Annotated in this window: 15 protein-coding genes; 5 read left to right on the plus strand and 10 right to left on the minus strand. The window is 71.7% G+C overall.

Annotation, left to right across the window (positions count from 1 at the left end; genetic code table 11):
• Positions 1 to 98 precede the first annotated feature (98 nt).
• From ACWDY5_RS26345 to ACWDY5_RS26355, 3 genes are all read left to right on the plus strand, one after another.
• The gene (locus ACWDY5_RS26345; RefSeq protein ID WP_449724847.1) at positions 99 to 2,057 is read left to right on the plus strand and encodes a dipeptidyl-peptidase 5; all 1,959 of its coding nucleotides are present in this window, start codon (positions 99 to 101) and stop codon (positions 2,055 to 2,057) included.
• Positions 2,054 to 2,974: a S66 peptidase family protein gene (locus ACWDY5_RS26350; RefSeq protein WP_449724848.1), complete on the plus strand. Its 921-nt coding sequence runs from the start codon at positions 2,054 to 2,056 to the stop codon at positions 2,972 to 2,974. Before ACWDY5_RS26345 ends, ACWDY5_RS26350 begins: the two co-directional genes overlap by 4 nt.
• Positions 2,975 to 3,323: 349 nt before the next feature.
• Positions 3,324 to 4,481 (plus strand): S8 family serine peptidase, encoded by a 1,158-nt coding sequence (locus ACWDY5_RS26355; protein ID WP_449724849.1) that lies wholly within the window; start codon positions 3,324 to 3,326, stop codon positions 4,479 to 4,481.
• Between the two features lie 50 nt (positions 4,482 to 4,531).
• Here ACWDY5_RS26355 and ACWDY5_RS26360 read toward each other — a convergent pair whose 3' ends face one another.
• The 7 genes from ACWDY5_RS26360 to ACWDY5_RS26390 all read right to left on the minus strand — a co-directional run bounded on the left by ACWDY5_RS26360 (position 4,532) and on the right by ACWDY5_RS26390 (position 12,509).
• Complete coding sequence (locus ACWDY5_RS26360; protein ID WP_449724850.1) at positions 4,532 to 5,356, minus strand: serine hydrolase domain-containing protein; 825 nt, start codon at positions 5,354 to 5,356, stop codon at positions 4,532 to 4,534.
• A 577-nt stretch (positions 5,357 to 5,933) separates the two neighbouring features.
• The gene (locus tag ACWDY5_RS26365) at positions 5,934 to 6,515 is read right to left on the minus strand and encodes a dihydrofolate reductase family protein (RefSeq protein ID WP_449724851.1); all 582 of its coding nucleotides are present in this window, start codon (positions 6,513 to 6,515) and stop codon (positions 5,934 to 5,936) included.
• A 65-nt stretch (positions 6,516 to 6,580) separates the two neighbouring features.
• Positions 6,581 to 7,402 carry a helix-turn-helix domain-containing protein gene (locus ACWDY5_RS26370; protein ID WP_449724925.1) on the minus strand — a complete coding sequence of 274 codons (822 nt, stop codon included), beginning with the start codon at positions 7,400 to 7,402 and terminating at the stop codon, positions 6,581 to 6,583.
• A 594-nt stretch (positions 7,403 to 7,996) separates the two neighbouring features.
• Entirely contained in the window at positions 7,997 to 8,686 is a 690-nt protein-coding gene (locus ACWDY5_RS26375; protein WP_449724852.1) for an aspartate/glutamate racemase family protein, read from the minus strand.
• A 673-nt stretch (positions 8,687 to 9,359) separates the two neighbouring features.
• A complete protein-coding gene (locus ACWDY5_RS26380) occupies positions 9,360 to 10,670 on the minus strand; it encodes a cytochrome P450 (protein WP_449724853.1) in 1,311 nt (436 codons plus the stop codon).
• Positions 10,671 to 10,677: 7 nt separating this feature from the next.
• Positions 10,678 to 11,238, minus strand: a complete 561-nt coding sequence (locus tag ACWDY5_RS26385; RefSeq protein ID WP_252480349.1) for an EF-hand domain-containing protein — start codon at positions 11,236 to 11,238, stop codon at positions 10,678 to 10,680.
• A 128-nt stretch (positions 11,239 to 11,366) separates the two neighbouring features.
• Positions 11,367 to 12,509 carry a glycosyltransferase family 9 protein gene (locus tag ACWDY5_RS26390; protein ID WP_449724854.1) on the minus strand — a complete coding sequence of 381 codons (1,143 nt, stop codon included), beginning with the start codon at positions 12,507 to 12,509 and terminating at the stop codon, positions 11,367 to 11,369.
• Positions 12,510 to 12,576: 67 nt separating this feature from the next.
• Between ACWDY5_RS26390 and ACWDY5_RS26395 the strand changes: the two genes are divergently transcribed.
• Both ACWDY5_RS26395 and ACWDY5_RS26400 read left to right on the plus strand, forming a co-directional pair.
• Positions 12,577 to 13,140, plus strand: coding sequence for a DUF1349 domain-containing protein (locus tag ACWDY5_RS26395; RefSeq protein WP_449724855.1), 564 nt, complete (start codon positions 12,577 to 12,579; stop codon positions 13,138 to 13,140).
• A gap of 86 nt (positions 13,141 to 13,226) precedes the next feature.
• Positions 13,227 to 13,871, plus strand: coding sequence for an L-2-amino-thiazoline-4-carboxylic acid hydrolase (locus ACWDY5_RS26400; protein WP_449724856.1), 645 nt, complete (start codon positions 13,227 to 13,229; stop codon positions 13,869 to 13,871).
• Between the two features lie 52 nt (positions 13,872 to 13,923).
• Here the strand turns inward: ACWDY5_RS26400 and ACWDY5_RS26405 are convergent, their stop codons facing one another.
• From ACWDY5_RS26405 to ACWDY5_RS26415, 3 genes are read right to left on the minus strand one after another with little or no spacing between them, the layout of a single operon-like run.
• A complete protein-coding gene (locus ACWDY5_RS26405) occupies positions 13,924 to 15,135 on the minus strand; it encodes an acyl-CoA dehydrogenase family protein (RefSeq protein ID WP_449724857.1) in 1,212 nt (403 codons plus the stop codon).
• On the minus strand, positions 15,136 to 16,167 hold the full coding sequence (locus ACWDY5_RS26410; RefSeq protein WP_449724858.1) for a phosphotransferase family protein: 1,032 nt from the start codon (positions 16,165 to 16,167) through the stop codon (positions 15,136 to 15,138).
• Entirely contained in the window at positions 16,164 to 16,826 is a 663-nt protein-coding gene (locus ACWDY5_RS26415) for an HAD family hydrolase (RefSeq protein ID WP_449724859.1), read from the minus strand. Before ACWDY5_RS26415 ends, ACWDY5_RS26410 begins: the two co-directional genes overlap by 4 nt.
• Positions 16,827 to 16,842: the final 16 nt, after the last annotated feature.

Raw genomic sequence — 16,842 nt, forward strand, 5'->3', positions numbered from 1 at the left:
CCCCGACATCCGGGATCGAGGACGTGAATTCACCTGCCGGCGATCTTTGTGGTGATCTTCTGTCGGCCCGTCGGCGGTGGCCGGTTACCCTCGGCTTCGTGGTCACCGTACTGGGGTATGGCAACTGGACATCGCCGATCAGCGCCGCCGACGCGAGCGCCGTCACCGCGCCGCCGCACTGGGTGCGCGCGCACGGTGGCTTCACCTACTGGACCGAGGGCAGGCCCACCGAGGGCGGCCGGGTCACGCTGCTGCGCGGCAAGGCTGGCGAGGCGGCGCGGGAGGTGCTGGCCGCGCCGTGGAGCGCGCGCAACCGGCTGCACGAGTACGGCGGCGCGCCCTACACCGTGCTGGCCACCCCGGACGGTGACCGGGTGGCCTTCACGCACTGGGCCGACCAGCGGATCCACCTGCTCGAGGCCTCCGGTGGCGAGCCGGTGCCGCTGACCCCGGCCCCGGACCGCGAGCACGGCCTGCGCTACGGCGACCTGCACCCCAGCGCGGACGGCACCGAGATCTGGTGCGTGCGCGAGCGGATCACCGGCGACCGCCGCACCGACCTGGTCCGCGAGCTGGTGGCCGTCCCGGTCTCCGGGGCCGCGGCCGCTGATCCGGCCGCGATCCGGGTGCTGGCGGCCAGCCACCGGTTCATGAGCGCGCCCAAGGCCAGCCCGGACGGCCGCCACCTGGCCTGGATCGGCTGGGAGCACCCCGCGATGCCCTGGGACGGCACCGAGCTGTGCGTGGCCGAGCTCGTCGGCGGCACCGCCGGGCCGCACCGGGTGGTGGCGGGCGGGGCGGCCGAGTCGGTCTGCCAGTTCGAGTGGGCCGACGACGACTCGCTGTACGCGATGACCGACCCGGACGGCTGGTGGAACCTCCACCGGGTGAACCTGGACGGCACTCAGCGAGCCCTGCACCGGGCCGAGGCCGACTACGGCGGTCCACTGTGGACACTCGGCGCGACCTGGTTCGTCCCGCTCGGCGGCGGACGGCACCTGCTGCGCGGCAGGCTCGGCCTGTCCCTGCTGGCCGAGGACACCGGCGAGCTGACCCCACTGGACCTGCCGCTGCCGGTGTGGCGCACCACCTTCGCCCACGACGGCGACCTGGTCACCGGGGTCGCCGCCGGGCCGGCCGCCGCGCCCGCGGTGGCCCAGGTCGACCTGCGCACCGGGCAGCTGAGCACGCTCACCGCCCAGCCCGCCGGGCTGCCCGACCCGGCCTACCTGCCGCCGGTGGTCGAGCGGGTGTTCACCGGCCAGGACGGGGTCGGCATCCCCGCCTACGTCTACCTGCCGCACAACCCGGACTTCACCGCCCCCGAGGGCGAGCGGCCGCCGTTCCTGGTGCACGTGCACGGCGGCCCCACCGGCGAGGTCTCCCCCGTCCTGAGCGCCGACTTCGCCTACTTCACCAGCCGGGGCATCGGCGTGGTCGCGGTCAACTACGGCGGCTCCAGCGGCTACGGCCGCACCTTCCGGGACCGGCTGCGCGAGGCCTGGGGCGTGGTCGACGTGCAGGACTGCGCCACCGTGGCCGAGGCGCTGGCCGCCGAGGGCACCGCGGACGCGCTGCGGCTGGGCATCAGGGGCGGCAGCGCGGGCGGCTGGACCACCGCGGCCTCGCTGACCTCGGTGGCCACCTACCGCGGCGGCGCCGCCTACTTCCCGGTGCTGGACCTGCTCTCCTTCGCCGCGGGCGGCACCCACGACTTCGAGTCCCGCTACCTCGACGGCCTGGTCGGCGCGCTGCCCGCGGCCGAGTCCCGCTACCGCGAACGGTCCCCGGCCAACCGGGTCGACCAGCTGGCCGGGCCGATCCTGCTGCTGCAAGGCCTTGAGGACCAGGTGTGCCCGCCGGAGCAGTGCGAGAAGTTCCTGGAAGCGTTGTCCGGCAAGGGCATCCCGCACGCCTACCGCTCGTTCGAGGGTGAGCAGCACGGGTTCCGGCGGGCGGAGAACATCCAGGCCGCACTGGAGGCGGAGTTGTCCTTCTTCGGCCAGACCCTGGGCTTCAGCCCGGCCGGGGTGCCCGCGCTGGAGCTGCGCTCATGAGCGGGCTGCGCCGCCCGCCCAGGGTGCCCCGGCACGGCCACGTCGCGGTGATCGCCCCCGCCGGGCCGGTGTCCCCCGCCCAGCTGGACATCGGGATCGAGCAGCTGCGGTCCTGGGGGCTGACCGTCTCCGAGGGCGCGCACGTCCGGGACAAGCACCCGGAGATGCGGTATCTGGCCGGTCAGGACGCCGACCGGGCGGCGGACTTCGTGTGGGCGTGGACGCGGCCGGAGTTCGACGCGGTGCTGTGCGCCCGCGGCGGCTACGGTTGTCAGCGGATGGTGGACCTGGTGCCGTGGGCGGAGCTGAAAGGCTTGCCGCCCAAGGTGTTCGCCGGATCCAGTGACGTCACCGCGCTGCACACCCGGATCGCGGGCGAGCTGGGTCAGGTCACGCTGTTCGCGCCGATGACCGGCAGCGCGATGTTCACCGACGACCTGCCGGCCCGCGAGCACCTGCGCTACTCGCTGCTGGACCCGGCCTCGGTGACCAAGCTCGGCCGCGGCGCCGAACCAATCACCGGCGGCCAGGCGCGAGGGGTCACCGTCGGCGGCACGCTGAGCCTGCTCGCCGCCGAGGTGGGCCTGGGCCGGTGGCGGCCGCCGGCGGGGTCGCTGGCGGTGCTGGAGGATGTCACCGAGGACCCGTACCGCCTCGACGGCTTGCTCACCCACCTGCTGCGCGCGGGCTGGTTCGACGGGGTCACCGGCATCGCGCTGGGCTCCTGGACCTCCTGCGGCCCGATCGAGCAGGTGCGGACGGTGCTGGCCGACCGGTTGGGCGGGCTCGGGGTGCCGATCGCCTGGGAGGTCGGGTTCGGGCACTGCGCCAACCAGCTCACCGTGCCGCTGGGGGTCGCCGCGCTGCTGGACGCCGACGCGGGCACCCTGGTGCTGGAGGAGCCCGCGCTGACCTAGAGACGAACCGGGTGGTTGCGCCACGTGAGCGGGGCTGCCGCCGACCGGCTCAACCGGGTGGTGACCCAAGGTCAGCGACGTCGGTTCCCGCGGTCTCCCCGGCCGCGTGAACCCTCTCGGCTAAACCTGCCTTTCCGTGCGACCACCGCCGCGAGTTCCCCGCACCGGGTGACCACGCCTCCCTCGGCCGTCATCCGGTGCGGTGGTCTTCTCCGCACGCTCCGCGATGAACACCGGTGTTGCGTTACTCCGCGTCCTACCCCGCTCCGTCGGGGAATGCCCAGTTCGCCCCGGCGAGACCACGCTCAGTGGTGGGTGAAAGCCCTACCGCCGATCGATCGGGGAAGTCATGAAACGCACGGCCCGGATACTCGCCGCCGCCGCGCTGCTGATCGCCGCCACCACCGGCACCGCGACCGCGTTACCCGCCACACCAGCCGTCGACGGCCAGTTCATCGTCTCCCTGACCAAGGGCGGCACCGCGGACACCGTGCTGAAGCTGGTCAACCGGTTCAACATCGACGTCAAGTTCAGCTTCGGCTCCCTGTTCGTCGGCTTCGCCGCCAAGCTCAACCCCCTGGTCGTCAGCGCCCTGAAGTTGCTCCCGGAGATCGAGTCGGTGGTCCCCGACGCGGAGGTCAAGCTCGAGCTCCCCGGCTCCACCGGCGGCTCGCCCCGCGCCGTCGGCTCCTGGGGCCTGGACCGCATCAACCAGCGCGCCCTCCCGCTGGACGGCTCCTACACCCCCAGCCACACCGGCGCGGGCGTCACCGCCTACATCGTCGACACCGGCATCCAGTTCAGCCATCCCGAGTTCGGCGGGCGGGCCAGGCCAGGGTTCGACGCGATCGGCGACGGCCGCAACGGCGAGGACTGCAACGGCCACGGCACGCACGTCGCGGGCACCGTCGGCGGCACCCAGTTCGGCGTGGCCAAGGCGACCAGGCTGGTGGCGGTGCGCGTGCTCGGCTGCGACGGCCGGGGCTCCTGGTCCGGCATCATCGCCGGCCTGGACTGGATCGGCGCGAACGCGGTCCGCCCGGCCGTGGCCAACCTGTCCCTCGGCGGCACCCCCGGCATCGCCCAGGTCGACGAGGCGGCGAACCGGTTGTCCGACCGGGGCGTGTTCGTCGCGGTGGCCGGCGGCAACGCCACCGACGACGCGTGCAAGTACAGCCCGGCCCGCGCCGCCCGCCCGATCACCATCGGCGCGACCACCCGCACCGACGGCTTCGCCACCTACAGCAACCGCGGCAGTTGCGTGCAGCTGCTGGCGCCCGGCACCGACATCACCTCGGCCTGGCCGGGCAGCCGGGTCAACACGATCAGCGGCACCAGCATGGCCACCCCGCACGTGGCGGGTGTGGCGGCGCTGTTCACACAGGCCCACGGCGACCAGCCCCAGAAAATGATCATGAACTGGCTCTGGCAGACGGGCACCCCGGACCGGATCTCCGGCATGCCGGCGGACACGCCCAACCGACTGCTCTACACCGGCGGCCTGTGATCAGGCGCGGCGCCGGGGCGGAGGCGCGACCACCCGCGCCTCCGCCCCCCTCACCGTCCCAGCTCCGCTAGCACCCCGTCGTTGAACGGCGTCCACGCCTGCACCGCCCACGGCCCGAAGTCCCGATCCGCCAGCGCCGCGCACGCGACCCCGGCCTCGGGATCAACCCACAGGAAGGTCCCGGACTGCCCGAAGTGCCCGTAGGTCCGCGCCGAGTTCCGCGTGCCGGTCCAGTGCGGCGACTTCTCCCCCCGGATCTCGAACCCCAGCCCCCAGTCACAGGGCTTCTGCATGCCATACCCCGGCACCACCCCGTTGAGCCCGGGAAAAGCCACCGAAGTCGCCTCGGCCACGGTCGCCGCGGACACCAAGGTCGGCCGCTGCAACTCCGCCGCAAACCGCACCAGATCCGCGCAGGTCGACACAGCCCCCGACCCAGCCGACCCGGTCAACGCCGACCCGGTCATCCCCAACGGCGCGAAAACGGCTTCGTGCAGGTAGTCCGCGAACCCGATCCCGGAACTCTTCTCCAGCGTCTCGGCCAGCACCTCGAACCCGGTGTTGGAGTAGATCCGCCGGCTTCCCGGCGCCGCCTGCACCGCCGCGGAGTCAAAAGCCAGCCCCGAGGTGTGCGCCGCCAGGTGCCGCACGGTCGCCCCGTCCGGCCCCGCAGGCTGATCCCACTCCAGCGCCCCCTCCTCCACCGCGACCAGCACGGCATAGGCGGTCAGCGGCTTGGTCACCGAAGCCAGCCGAAACGCCCGCTCCTGCTCCCCGGCCACACCGAGCACGGCCCCATCCGCGCGAACCACAGCCGCCGCGGCATGATCCACCGGCCACTGCGCAAGGACACCCAGGCTCGTCAGGCTGCTCATACCCCTCAACCTAGGCAAGCCGCTCCGCCCACGCCCGCCCGGGGTCAGCGCGGTCGCCCGGCACCGTGGACAACCCGGTCCGTGATCGGCCTCGGACTGGGCGCCGCTGCTGGCCCCGGGGGCGCATCGAACCGCTGAGCTCCTGCGGGCGGACACCGTGGTGTCGGTGCCGATCGCTGGCGGCGGCGACGAAATCACGGACGGGATCCGCGCACGCGGGGCACTGGCCGAGAACCTGAGGCTGACCGGCGAAGCGCTGGCGGAGATCGATGACTTCACGATCACCGTGGGCGGTGACTGCGGGGTGGACATCGCACCGATCGCCGCCGCACGTCAGCGTTACGGCGACCAGCGACCTCTGGCTCCAGCACAGGTGGTTCTCGCCGGGGTCAGGGCCGGCGGCGCCAGCGAACGTGAGTACCTCCGCAAGACCGGCCTCCGTGTGCACGGCGTCGACCAACTGGGGCAGGCCTTCGACGGACTCTCACGCCCCGGCCGGCGACAACCCCGGCGAAGCCGACATCATCCGACGCCTTGGCGCCGCCCTTCATCGGTGCGGCCGACCCGCTCAGATCGGTCAACGGCGCACCCGATAGCGCAGGTGAAGCACCCGGTTGCCCTGAATCACCACGTCAGGGTCTGCCAACAGGTGTTGCGCGTCGACCGACCCGAAGTAGCGCTTGCCGGACCCGAACACCACGGGCACGACGTCCATGCGCACCTCGTCGACCAGGCCCGCGGCAAGCACCTGGCCACCGACGTCGCCGGCGGCGACCTCGACCATGCGGTCCCCCGCGAGCTCCTGCGCCTTGGCCACGGCTGCCTCGATGCCGTCGACGAAGTGAAACGGCGCTTCGGGGTCCCAGCCCTCGGGCTCCGGCCGGTGTGTCACGACGACCACGTGGTCGATCCCGCTCGGCGGCTTCCCGTCCCAGCCGTCCGTCAGGTCGAAGACGTGGCGGCCGGCGATGGTCACCCCGATCTGGTCCCAGTACGGCCGGGTGTAGTCGTAGGAGGTCTGCGACACCTTCAACCCGCCGCTGTCGTCCAACGGGACGTCACCGCTGGACAACCAGTCGAACAGTGGCCCGGGCTGGTCATTCTCGTCCGCGATGAAGCCGTCCACCGACACCGAGCTGTACATGACCACCTTGCCCACGGGGCTCTCCTCTGCGTTGGGGTGCCCCAAGTTAGCGCGTGGTGAGCTGTCGCTCTTGTAAGAAATCAATCGGCCGGCAGCGGCCAGCTGTCCAGCACGTGGCCGGGATGTTCGCGCAGGAACCGCCGACGGACTTCGACGTACCGGGTCGGCGTGAGCCCGGTGAACGCCCGGAACTCGTGGCCGAAGTGGGCCTGGTCGAAGTAGCCCGCGCCACCGGCGAGCTCGCCCCAGTCGACCGGTCCGGCGGGGTTGATCGCGAACACGGTGGCGGTGAAGCGGTAGGTGCGGGCCAGCCGCTTCGGCGTGACGCCGATGAGCTCCTTGAACCGCTGTGCCAGATGAGTGCTGCTGACACCGGCTGCCACACTCAGGTCGCCGATCGCCACCGCCCCGCTGGCCGCCGCGATGACGCTGCTCGTATGGCGGACCAGCCCCAGGCCGGCGGTCTCGCACAGCCGTCGCATCAGCTCCTCCTCGAGCAGCGTCAGCATCTCGTGCGGTCCGTCCGCCGTGGCCAGCCGGTCCCGCAGCTCCGCAATGGCGGGCCGGCCCCAAACCTGCTCCACCGTCACTGGCCGGTCACACAGCTCGGCCGCGGGCATCGGCAGGAACGGCGCCAGCCCCCACGGCTTGAAGTGCACGCCGACGGACCGGGTCCGGAGTGGGTAGCCGAACTCCAATGCGCGGGTGCGCATGGTGACCACGCATCCGTCGGCGTACTCGGCCGTCTCGATGTCGGTGCCGGCGCGGATGCGGAACGGCGCCCCGAGGTTGACGATCAGCAACGCCGACGGCGCCGGCGGCAGCGTCAGCCGGGCGTACGGCGACGCGCCCTCCAGGTAGTAGAGGTCGTCGATCAGCCCGTCCAGCGGCGGTCGCGGCACTCTGGACACGTACTCCACGCGCACAGCATCGCCGACGCCCCGCCGGCATCGCGCGCGGGGATGCGGCGCCACACCGCGTGAACAGCTTCGTGGCATCGACAACAAGAGCTCCGCACTCCAGAACGCCCGGTCGCGCAGCTCTTGGTCGATGCTTCCTCTTGCGACAGAAGGAAGTTCGACTCAAGGGCCGCGGGGGTTGGTGTGCATGATGGCGGGCGCGAAGGCGCGCTCGGGGAACTGGCGGCGTTTCGTCAGGAGTTGTGTCACTGCCTCACCGCGGGCGGATGCGTTGTTCGAGCCGCCGAGGCGGTGCTGTGCACCGACGGCCCGGTCCGGTCGCTGGCCGGGTTGTCGCTGCCGCCCGAGCACCGGCGCGGACATGGCGATCTCTACGACGCGGTGCACTGCGGCCGGATCGATCTCGCCCGGCTACGGACTGCGCTCGCGGGTTTGTCGCTGCCCGCGCCGCTGATGGCTGGTTGGTCCTCGCTGTCGATGTGTCACCGTGGCTGCGGCCAGACGGTGCTACCTGCCCGGATCGCTCGTTCCGTCATGCCTGAGGTCGGGGCCCAGGCGAAAGGTTTGATGACAAGCTCAGCGCAACGCCTCCGCGACCGCCGCCACCGCGTGCAGCCGCGTGGTCGGGAACTGCGGCAGCTCCGAGTCCCCGTCCCCCACCAGCATCTCGATCTCGGTGCACCCCAGGATGATCCCCTCCGCCCCAGCCGACGCCAGCCGAGCCATGACCTCCCGGTAGCCCGCCCGCGACTCCTCCCGCACAACCCCCTGGCACAACTCGTCGTAGATCACCCGGTGCACCAGCTCCCGGTCCGCCGCCCCCGGCACGATCACCTCAAGCCCATGCCCCGCCAACCGATCCCGGTAGAACTCCTGCTCCATCGTGAACGCGGTCCCCAGCAACCCCACCCGCCGCACCCCGCGGGCGAGCACGGCCGCCGCGGTGGTGTCGCCCAGGTGCAGCAACGGGATGTCCACCGCGCCGGCGACCTGGTCGGCCACCTTGTGCATCGTGTTGGTGCACAACACCAAGAACTCCGCCCCAGCCTGGTGCAGCGCCTTCGCCGCCTGCGCCAACCGCACCCCCGCGGCATGCCAGTCCTGGGCGCGCTGCAACTCCTCGATCTCGGCGAAGTCCACCGAGTACAACACGCAGCTGGCCGAGTGCAGGCCACCGAGCCGCGCCCGGACCTCCTCGTTGATCAGCCGGTAGTAGATCGCCGAGGACTCCCAGCTCATGCCGCCAAGCAGGCCGATGGTGCGCATGGCTCCACGTTAGCCGCGGCGCCGCACGCGAGGGACGCTCCGCGCGTCATGCGCCGGTCGCCCGGCGAGCGGTGTGCCCCGAGGCGCGGCACCCCGCGGCCTCACGGGCACACCTCACGGGCACGCCGCACGCGACACTCGCCGCACCGCGCGGCGCGGGCACCCCGCTCAAGGCGCGGGCGCTCCGCACGCGGTGCGGTGCTCTGCGCACGCGGTGCTCTGCGCGCGCCCAGCGCCTGCCGTACCGCGCACCTCGGGCGCGCGAGGCCCGGGCACTACGCGTGCTGCCGCCCATGCCGACAGCCATGCCTGCGCGTCAAGCCCCGCGCTGCGGCTCCCCGCGGCGGCTTCGGGCTTGCCGGGCAGGCTTGGTGCCTCGGCTCGCCTGCAGCCGGAGTCGCTCGCCAGCACCGGGAGCCCGCTCGTCGCGCACATCGGCCGGAAGCCACTCGCCACCGCCACTCGCACCGGGCACCGGGCGGATGCCACTCGTCGCGCACACCGGGCGGAAGTCACTCGCCGGCGCGTGGGCCTGGCTGTGTCCGATCCGTGCCTCCGGCCCTCCGCCCCGCCACCGCTCTCTAGCGGAACGCTCAAACCCCCGTTTTGGTTGCCTTCGCGTTTTAGCTGCCCACCCCATCGGGTGATCCGCCCCGCCCTCGCCACGCCTGGCTCACCGCTTTTCGATGATCATCGGCAGTGAAACCGGGTGGTGGGTGGCGTAGGCGACTGAGCGGACCCGGTAGCCGGGCAGTGCGCGCAGGCGCCATTGGCTGGCGATTGTCGCTGTGGCGATCATCATTTCCGCGATCGCGAAGCGTTCGCCGACGCAGCGGTGTCTGCCTCCGCCGAAGGGCAGGTAGGTGCCGGGGGCGGGTGGGGTTGTCCAGCGGTCTGGGTCGAAGTGCAGGGGGCGGGGGTGGTGGCGCGGGTCGCGGTGCAGGGCCAGGGGGCTGTAGACGACCTCGGTGCCGGGGTGGGCTGTGGCTGGGCCTAGGCGGATGGTCGTTTGGGAGGCACGCATGGACATGGGGACGGGGTTGTGCAGGCGGAGGATTTCGTCGATCACTTGGCGCAGGTAGGGCAGGTTGGGTAAGTCGGCGAAGGTCACCGGGCGGCCGGCCAGGGTGGTGTCCAGTTCGGTGTGCAGGCGGGCTTCCACGGCGGGGTGGCGGGACAGTTCGTGGAACAGCCAGGACAGGGTGACCGCGGCGGTTTCGGTGCCTGCCACCAGCAGCGTCATGATCTCGTCGCGGACCTGTTGGCGGCTCATGCCCTCGCCGGTGTCCTCGTGGCGGGCGGTGAGCAGCATGGACAGCAGGTCGCCTCGGTCGGTCTCGTCGTGGGCGTAGCTGGCCAGGATGCGGTCGATGATCGCGTCGAGCCGCCGGCCCGCTTGGTCGTAGCGGCGGGACAGCACAGCGGGCAGCCAGGGCAGGGGGTTGAGTGAGCGGGTCACCGCGCCGCGCAGCATCAGCGGCAGGGAGCGGTGGATCTCCGTGGCGGCCTCCTCGCCGAGGTCGCTGTGGAACAGGGTTTTGGCGATGATGTGCGGGGTGACCGCGTACATCGCCTTCTCCCAGGCGATGCGCTGGCCCGGCGCCCAGCGCGCGGTCATCCGCTCCACCTCGGCGCGCATCACCTCGCCGTAGCCGGCCAGCCGCCGCTGGTGGAAGGCCGGACTCATCAGGCGCCGCTGCCGCAGGTGGAACTCGCCGTCGGAGGTGGCCACCCCGTTGCCGAAGAACGGCCGGGTGTTGCGGAAGATCCGGCCCTTGGTGAACTTGTCCGCATCGGTGACCAGCACCTGGTGGATGAGCGCGGGATCGGTCAGCAGCAAGGCTTCCATCGGGCCGAAGTAGATGCGCACCACCGGTCCGAGCTCGCGCACCGAGGAGTAGAAGCCGATCTGGTCGCGGGCCAGGTAGGGCAGGTGGCCGAGGCCGGGCAGGCGGCCGGGGGCGACGGGAAGCGTGCTGGTCATGGCGGATTCAGGTCTGGGCCAGCCAGTTCTGCGCGAGGGTGCTCGCGCCGACGCCTGCCGGATCGTCGCCGACGTAGGTCTCCCGGCTGGCGGCCAGCCACTCCTGGCGGCTGATCTTGCCGTCGCCGTCGGTGTCGATCTGCTGGAACAACGCGATCGCGCCTTCCTTGGGCAGACCGCTGGCCACGTAGAGCGTGACGAGCTCCTCCTCGTCCAGCACTTCGTCACCGTCCGTGTCCGCCGCGTCGAAGGCGGTCAGGCCGACCGAGAGCACCCGGTCCAGGTAGCCCGGCTCGGCCATCATGCCCTTCTCGAAGGCGGAGATGAACGAGGGCCGGTCCACCCAGCCGATGTCCCCGTGCCCGGCGTCGTGCTGCAGCTGCGCCCACCACCGCCGGTAAGCCTGCAGGTAGAGCACGCACTTGGGGTCCTCGGTGGTCATCCCGAGGCGAGCGATCACGGTCAGCGCGATGCGCTCCATGTCCGCCCACTCGATGCGGCCGAGGCCGCTGTGGTCGAACACGTCGAACAGCGCGCCGATGTTCTCGCGCTGCAACGCACTGAGCATGGTCGTCTCCTGAAGCCGTGGCGAAGTGGTCACGCAGAGATACAGCATGCCAAGACTCAGTGACGTGTTCGAGCGCTGAGCGGGTCAACCGCGGCATCCGCCCGCATCAGGTGAACATGGGTCCACGATCAGCTTAGGAACGGCTGGTGCGCGCCATCCAGGGAGAAGAACCACGTGCTCCAGTCGGGAAAACGGCAGCTCAGACGTCGGAAGTGGTCACTGAGCGCATCTGGATAGGGCCAGTCGCCGAGCAGCAGCCCGGCTCCGGTCAGGATTTCCGGCAGGTCGGCGACGAACCGGGCGTGGCTCATGCTGGGCGCGCGCGGCCCGCCGGGCTCGGTCACCAGCTCCGGATCGGCCTCGAACAGGGTGTAGCAGGGGAACCTGGCCGGGTCGGGCAGCACCGAGTAGAACGGGACGCCGTTGAAGTAGTACTCGGGCCAGCGGTTGCCCGACAGGGCCAGCCACGGCACGCCGAGGGTGGAGGCGGTCAAGGCGAACCCGGAGTGCGGGGCCACCAGCAGGTCGCAGGCGGCCAGCGCGGCGAGCTGTTCGACCACCGGCACGTCGACCGCGGCGACGCTGGGGAAGGCGGTGCGCAGCCGGTCGAGCTCGCCGGGGCCGAAGCTGGTGCCGGTGCGGCCGTCGCTGCTGTCGAGCTTGCCCAGGAAGCAGAACCGCGTGCCGGGGAACTTTTCCGCGAGCGCGCCGAGGATCAGCTCCCAGGACTCGGTGGCGGGGTAGAGCTCGCGCGGCGCGCTGCCGCCGGGCAGCACCGCGATGGTCACCGGCGCGTCCCCCACCAGCGACTTGCCCCGCGCGGCCTCGGCGGGCGGCAGGGTCAGGCGCAGCTGCTGGTGCGGCTGGTAGGCGGGTCCGACCTTGGTCAGCCCGGCGAAGCCGATGCCCTTGGCCGGGCGGAAATGCGTGGCAGCAGCGTCGTAGTAGTGGGCCAGCCCGGGAAACAGCTGCCGCTGCAAGTCCTGGGTGAAGCGGACGTCGCCGACCACCCAGTCCCAGTCCCGGGGGATCCCGGCCAGCGCGGCCGCGGCGTCGAAACCGCCGTCGAAGAGGTCCACCTCGACCGGGTACACCTCGTCCACGCAGTCGCAGAGCGCGGCCAGCTCCACCGGCGTGTTCTTGTTCAGCGCCACCGCGATCCGGCGATCCGGCCCGGCCAGGTGGTAGCCGTGCGCGTAGTGCAGCGCCTCGATCGCGTGGCCGACGTTGTGCGCGTAGACGTAGTTCACCAGAACCGACTCGGTAGCCATCGCCGCCGATCATGCTCCCGCCGTCCGGCCGGAGCCAACCGAGTTTTCGCGGACCTAGGATCGCGGGATGAGTGCGGCGGACTTCGGCAGCAGTGACTGGGCCTGGCTCAACGAGCCGCCCAAGTGGAGCGTCTCGGACGGCCGGCTGACCGTGCGCGCCGCACCGGACACCGACTTCTGGCGGGTCACCCACTACGGTTTCATCCGCGACACCGGGCACTTTCTGGGCCGCCGGATGCCGGGTGACTTCACCGCTTCGGTGACCTTCCGCGCCGACTATCACGACCGCTACGACCAGGCCGGGCTGATGATCCGCCTGGACGAGCGGAACTGGATCAAGACCGGTATCGAGCTGGACGGCAGGCTGTGGCTCAGCGCTGTGGCGACCAGGGAGTTCTCCGACTGGTCGGTGCTGCCCGCGCCCGCCGGGCTGCGTGCGGTGCGGCTGTCGGTGCAGCGCGCCGGCGACGCGGTGACCATCCGCTACGGCGTCGACGGCGCGGCCCCGGAGACCATGCTGCGGCTGGCCTACCTGCCGCCGAAGCGCCCGGCCTGGATCGGCCCGATGTGCGCCTCTCCGGACGGCACGGGTTTCACCGCCACCTTCACCGATTTCACCCTGACGACCTGACCGCTGTGCCATAGTGGTCGCCGTCAACCATTAGTCAGCGCCAGGTCGGTTGGTGGAGCGCGCTGGGACCTTGAGAGAGGACCAGTATGTCCACCAACCAGTTCGAACCGCTCGACGCCGCCTACGTGCCGGATCCGGCGAGCGAGATTCCCCCGCTGATCGACGGTTTCCTCACCAGGCTCGCCGAGCTGGTCCCCGGCTTCGACACCGCCGCAGCCAGGACGACAGGCGCGGAGCTGGCCGCCGAGCAGGCCCACCGGATCGTCGACGAGGCGGCCCGGCACAACCTGGCCCTGGTCACCGTGCTGGTGGCCGCGTTCCGGGCGCTGCCTGCCGATGCCGACCGCCACACGCTGTTGCGGCGGGCGCTGACCGAGCCGTTCGCCGAGCAGGTCGCCCAGGGCACGAGGTACGCCCTGGACTACGCCGAGGACGCCTTCGCCACCATGGTCGCGATCAGCAAGGCCCGGGAGGAACACGCCTTCGGCGCGGGTTTCACCTTCCACCGCGCGGCCGACGACGACCGCGCCTACCTGCTGGAAGTGCGGCGGTGCTTCTACCACGACGTGCTCGTCGCGCACGAGGCCGCCGAGCTGACGCCGGTGATGTGCGCGTGGGATGAGAGCTGGATCGGCGCGATCGATCCGGACCGGCACGGCCTGAGCTTCGAGCGGCCGACCACGCTGGGCCTGGGCGGCACGCACTGCCCGTTCTCGTTCCGGCGCGGCTGACCACGTGACCGGGAGCGGTGTGTCCACTGTGGACGCACCGCTCCCGGCTCGGCTAGCCCTGGTACTTCTTCAGTTCCCGCCGTGCCAGCGAGGCCAGGTGCACCTCGTCCGGCCCGTCGGCCAGCCGCAGCGTCCGGCCCTGCGCCCACAGGTGCGCCAGCGGCGTGTCCTGGCTGACTCCCCCGGCGCCGTGTGCCTGGATCGCCTTGTCCACCACCCATTCGGTCATCCGCGGGGTGGCGATCTTGATCGCCTGGATCTCGGTGTGCGCGCCCTTGTTGCCGACGTTGTCCATCAGCCACGCGGTCTTGAGCACCAGCAGGCGGGTCTGCTCGATGCGCACCCGGGACTCGGCGATCCACTCCCGCACCACGCCCTGCTCGGCCAGTGGCTTGCCGAAGGCCACCCGGTCCCAGGCCCGGCGGCACATCAGTTCCAGGGCCCGCTCGGCCATGCCGACCAGGCGCATGCAGTGGTGGATCCGGCCGGGCCCGAGCCGGGCCTGCGCGATGGCGAACCCGTCGCCCTCACCGGCGACCAGGTTCTCCACCGGCACCCGGACGTCGGTGAAGACGACCTCGGCGTGCCCGCCGTGCGCGCCGTCGGTGTAGCCGAAGACGTGCATGCCGCGCTTGATGTCCACCCCCGGCGTGTCCGCGGGCACGATGATCATGCTCTGCTGGCGGTGCCGGTCCGCGGCCGGATCGGTCTTGCCCATGACGATGAGCACCGCGCAGTCCGGGCTCATCGCCCCGGAGGCGTACCACTTGCGGCCGTTGACGACGTAGTGGTCGCCGTCGCGTTCGATCCGGGTGGCGATGTTGCTCGCGTCGGAGGAGGCCACGTCCGGTTCGGTCATGCAGAACGCGGAGCGGATCTGCCCGCCCAGCAACGGTTCCAGCCACCGCCGCTGCTGCGCCTCGGAGCCGAACTCGGCCAGCAGCTCCATGTTGCCGGTGTCCGGCGCGGCGCAGTTGAGCGCTTCGGGGGCCAGCGCGGGGCTGCGCCCGGTGACCTCGGCCAGCGGCGCGTACTGCAGGTTGGTCAGCCCCGCCCCGTGCGCGCCGGGCAGGAAGAGGTTCCACAGACCCCGTTTGCGCGCCTCTTCCTTGAGGTCCTCCATCACCGAGGGCCGGTCCCACTCCGCGCCGGGCGCCGGCTCGGCGCCGAGCAGTTCGCGTTCGGCCGGGTAGATGTGGGAGTCCATGAACGCCAGCAGCTTCTCCCGCAGCTCCAGGGTGCGCTCGTCGAGGGCGAAGTCCATCTAGCTCTCCTCTGCCAGTGCGGTCAACCCGCTGCTCACCAGCAGGGGCGTGAGTTTGCCGATCTTGTCGAAGCCCGCGCCGACGGTCTGGCCGGCCACGAACCGGAAGTGGATGCCCTCCACGATCACCGCGAGCTTGAAGAAGCTCAGCGCCACGTACCAGTTCAGCCGCCCGACGCCCCGGCCGCTGCGCTGGGCGTAGTGCGCGATCAGCTCCTCGGTGGCGGCCAGTCCCGGCACGGAGTTGCTGCCGGAGATCTCCTCCCCCGCGGCGCCGAGGTCGTGGTTGTAGACCGCCAGCAGGCCCAGGTCGGTCAGCGGATCGCCCAGGGTGGACATCTCCCAGTCCAGCACCCCGGTGATGCGCACCGGATCCTTGCCCACCAGCACGTTGCCCAGCCGGTAGTCCCCGTGCAGGATGGCGGGCGGCCCGGAGTCCGGGATCCGTGCCCCCAGCTGGGCGTGCAGCTCGTCGATGCCGTCCAGTTCTCGGCTGCGCGAGGCGTCCAGCTGCTTCTTCCACCGGTTGACCTGCCGGGTCAGGAACCCTTCCGGCCGCCCGAAGTCGCCAAGCCCCACCGATTCCGGGGCCACGGCGTGCAGGTCGGCCAGCACCTCCACCAGCTCCAGCGACAACGCGCGCGCCTGCTCCGGCCGCAACCACGCCGCGTCGCCCCGGGTCCGCAGCACCTGCCCCGGCGTGCGTTCCATGAGGTAGAACGGCGCGCCCAGCACCTCGGGGTCGGCGCAGAGCAGCACGGTGGTCGGCACCGGCACCGCGGTGTCCCGCAACGCGGTGATCACCCGGTGCTCCCGGCCCATGTCGTGCGCGGTGGCCAGCACATGTCCCAGCGGCGGCCGCCGCAGCACCCACTCGTGCACCCCGTCGGTGACGGCGTAGGTCAGGTTCGAGCGTCCGCCCGCGATCAGCTCGGCCCGCAGCTCTCCGGCCCGCAACCCGGGCCGCTGCTCATCGAGGTAGTCCCGGAACCGCCCAAGGTCAAGCCCTGGCAACTCCTCCGCGCCGCTCATACCGCTCCTCCCGCCAGTCCGGGCGCCAGCGCGGCCACCGCCGCGATGGTGCTCTCCGCGTCGGTGTGCCACACCGCGTGCATGCCCACCGCTCGCGCGCCGAGCACGTTGGGCTCGGCGTCGTCGACGAAGACGCACCGATCCGCGGGCAGTCCCAGCAGCCGCACGGTGTGCTGGTAGATCGCCGCGTCCGGCTTGCGCAGCCCGACCTCGCCGCTGATCACGATCACCTCGCACAGCTCCCGCAACCGCGCCATCGGGTAGCCGCCGCCCCAGCTGTTGGACAGCAGCGCGGTCCGCAGCCCGGCCTGGCGGGCAGCCCGCAGCAGGCCGAGCATCGCCTCATCCGGCCGCACCCGGGCGAACATGCGCCGGATCAGCCCGTCCGGCTCGATGGCCCGCCCGTCCACCGTCTCCAGCCGGGCGGCCAGGTGCCGCTCGAACTCGCCGGTGTCCAGTTCGCCGGTCTCCAGCAGGTGGATCGGGTTGCCGGCCTCGGCCCGCGCGCCGAGCCAGTCGCCGAGCAGCCCGCGCAGGCTGTCCTGGGTGATGCCGTCGGCCGCGCACCAGTCGCGGAAGGACGAGCGGATCGAGGTGGTCAGCACCCCGCCGTAGTCCACCACCAGGGCGTCGACCTCTCGGGTGTCCGTCAGTGCCACCTCACGGAGGTTACCG

Source organism: Crossiella sp. NPDC003009, from assembly GCF_053591555.1.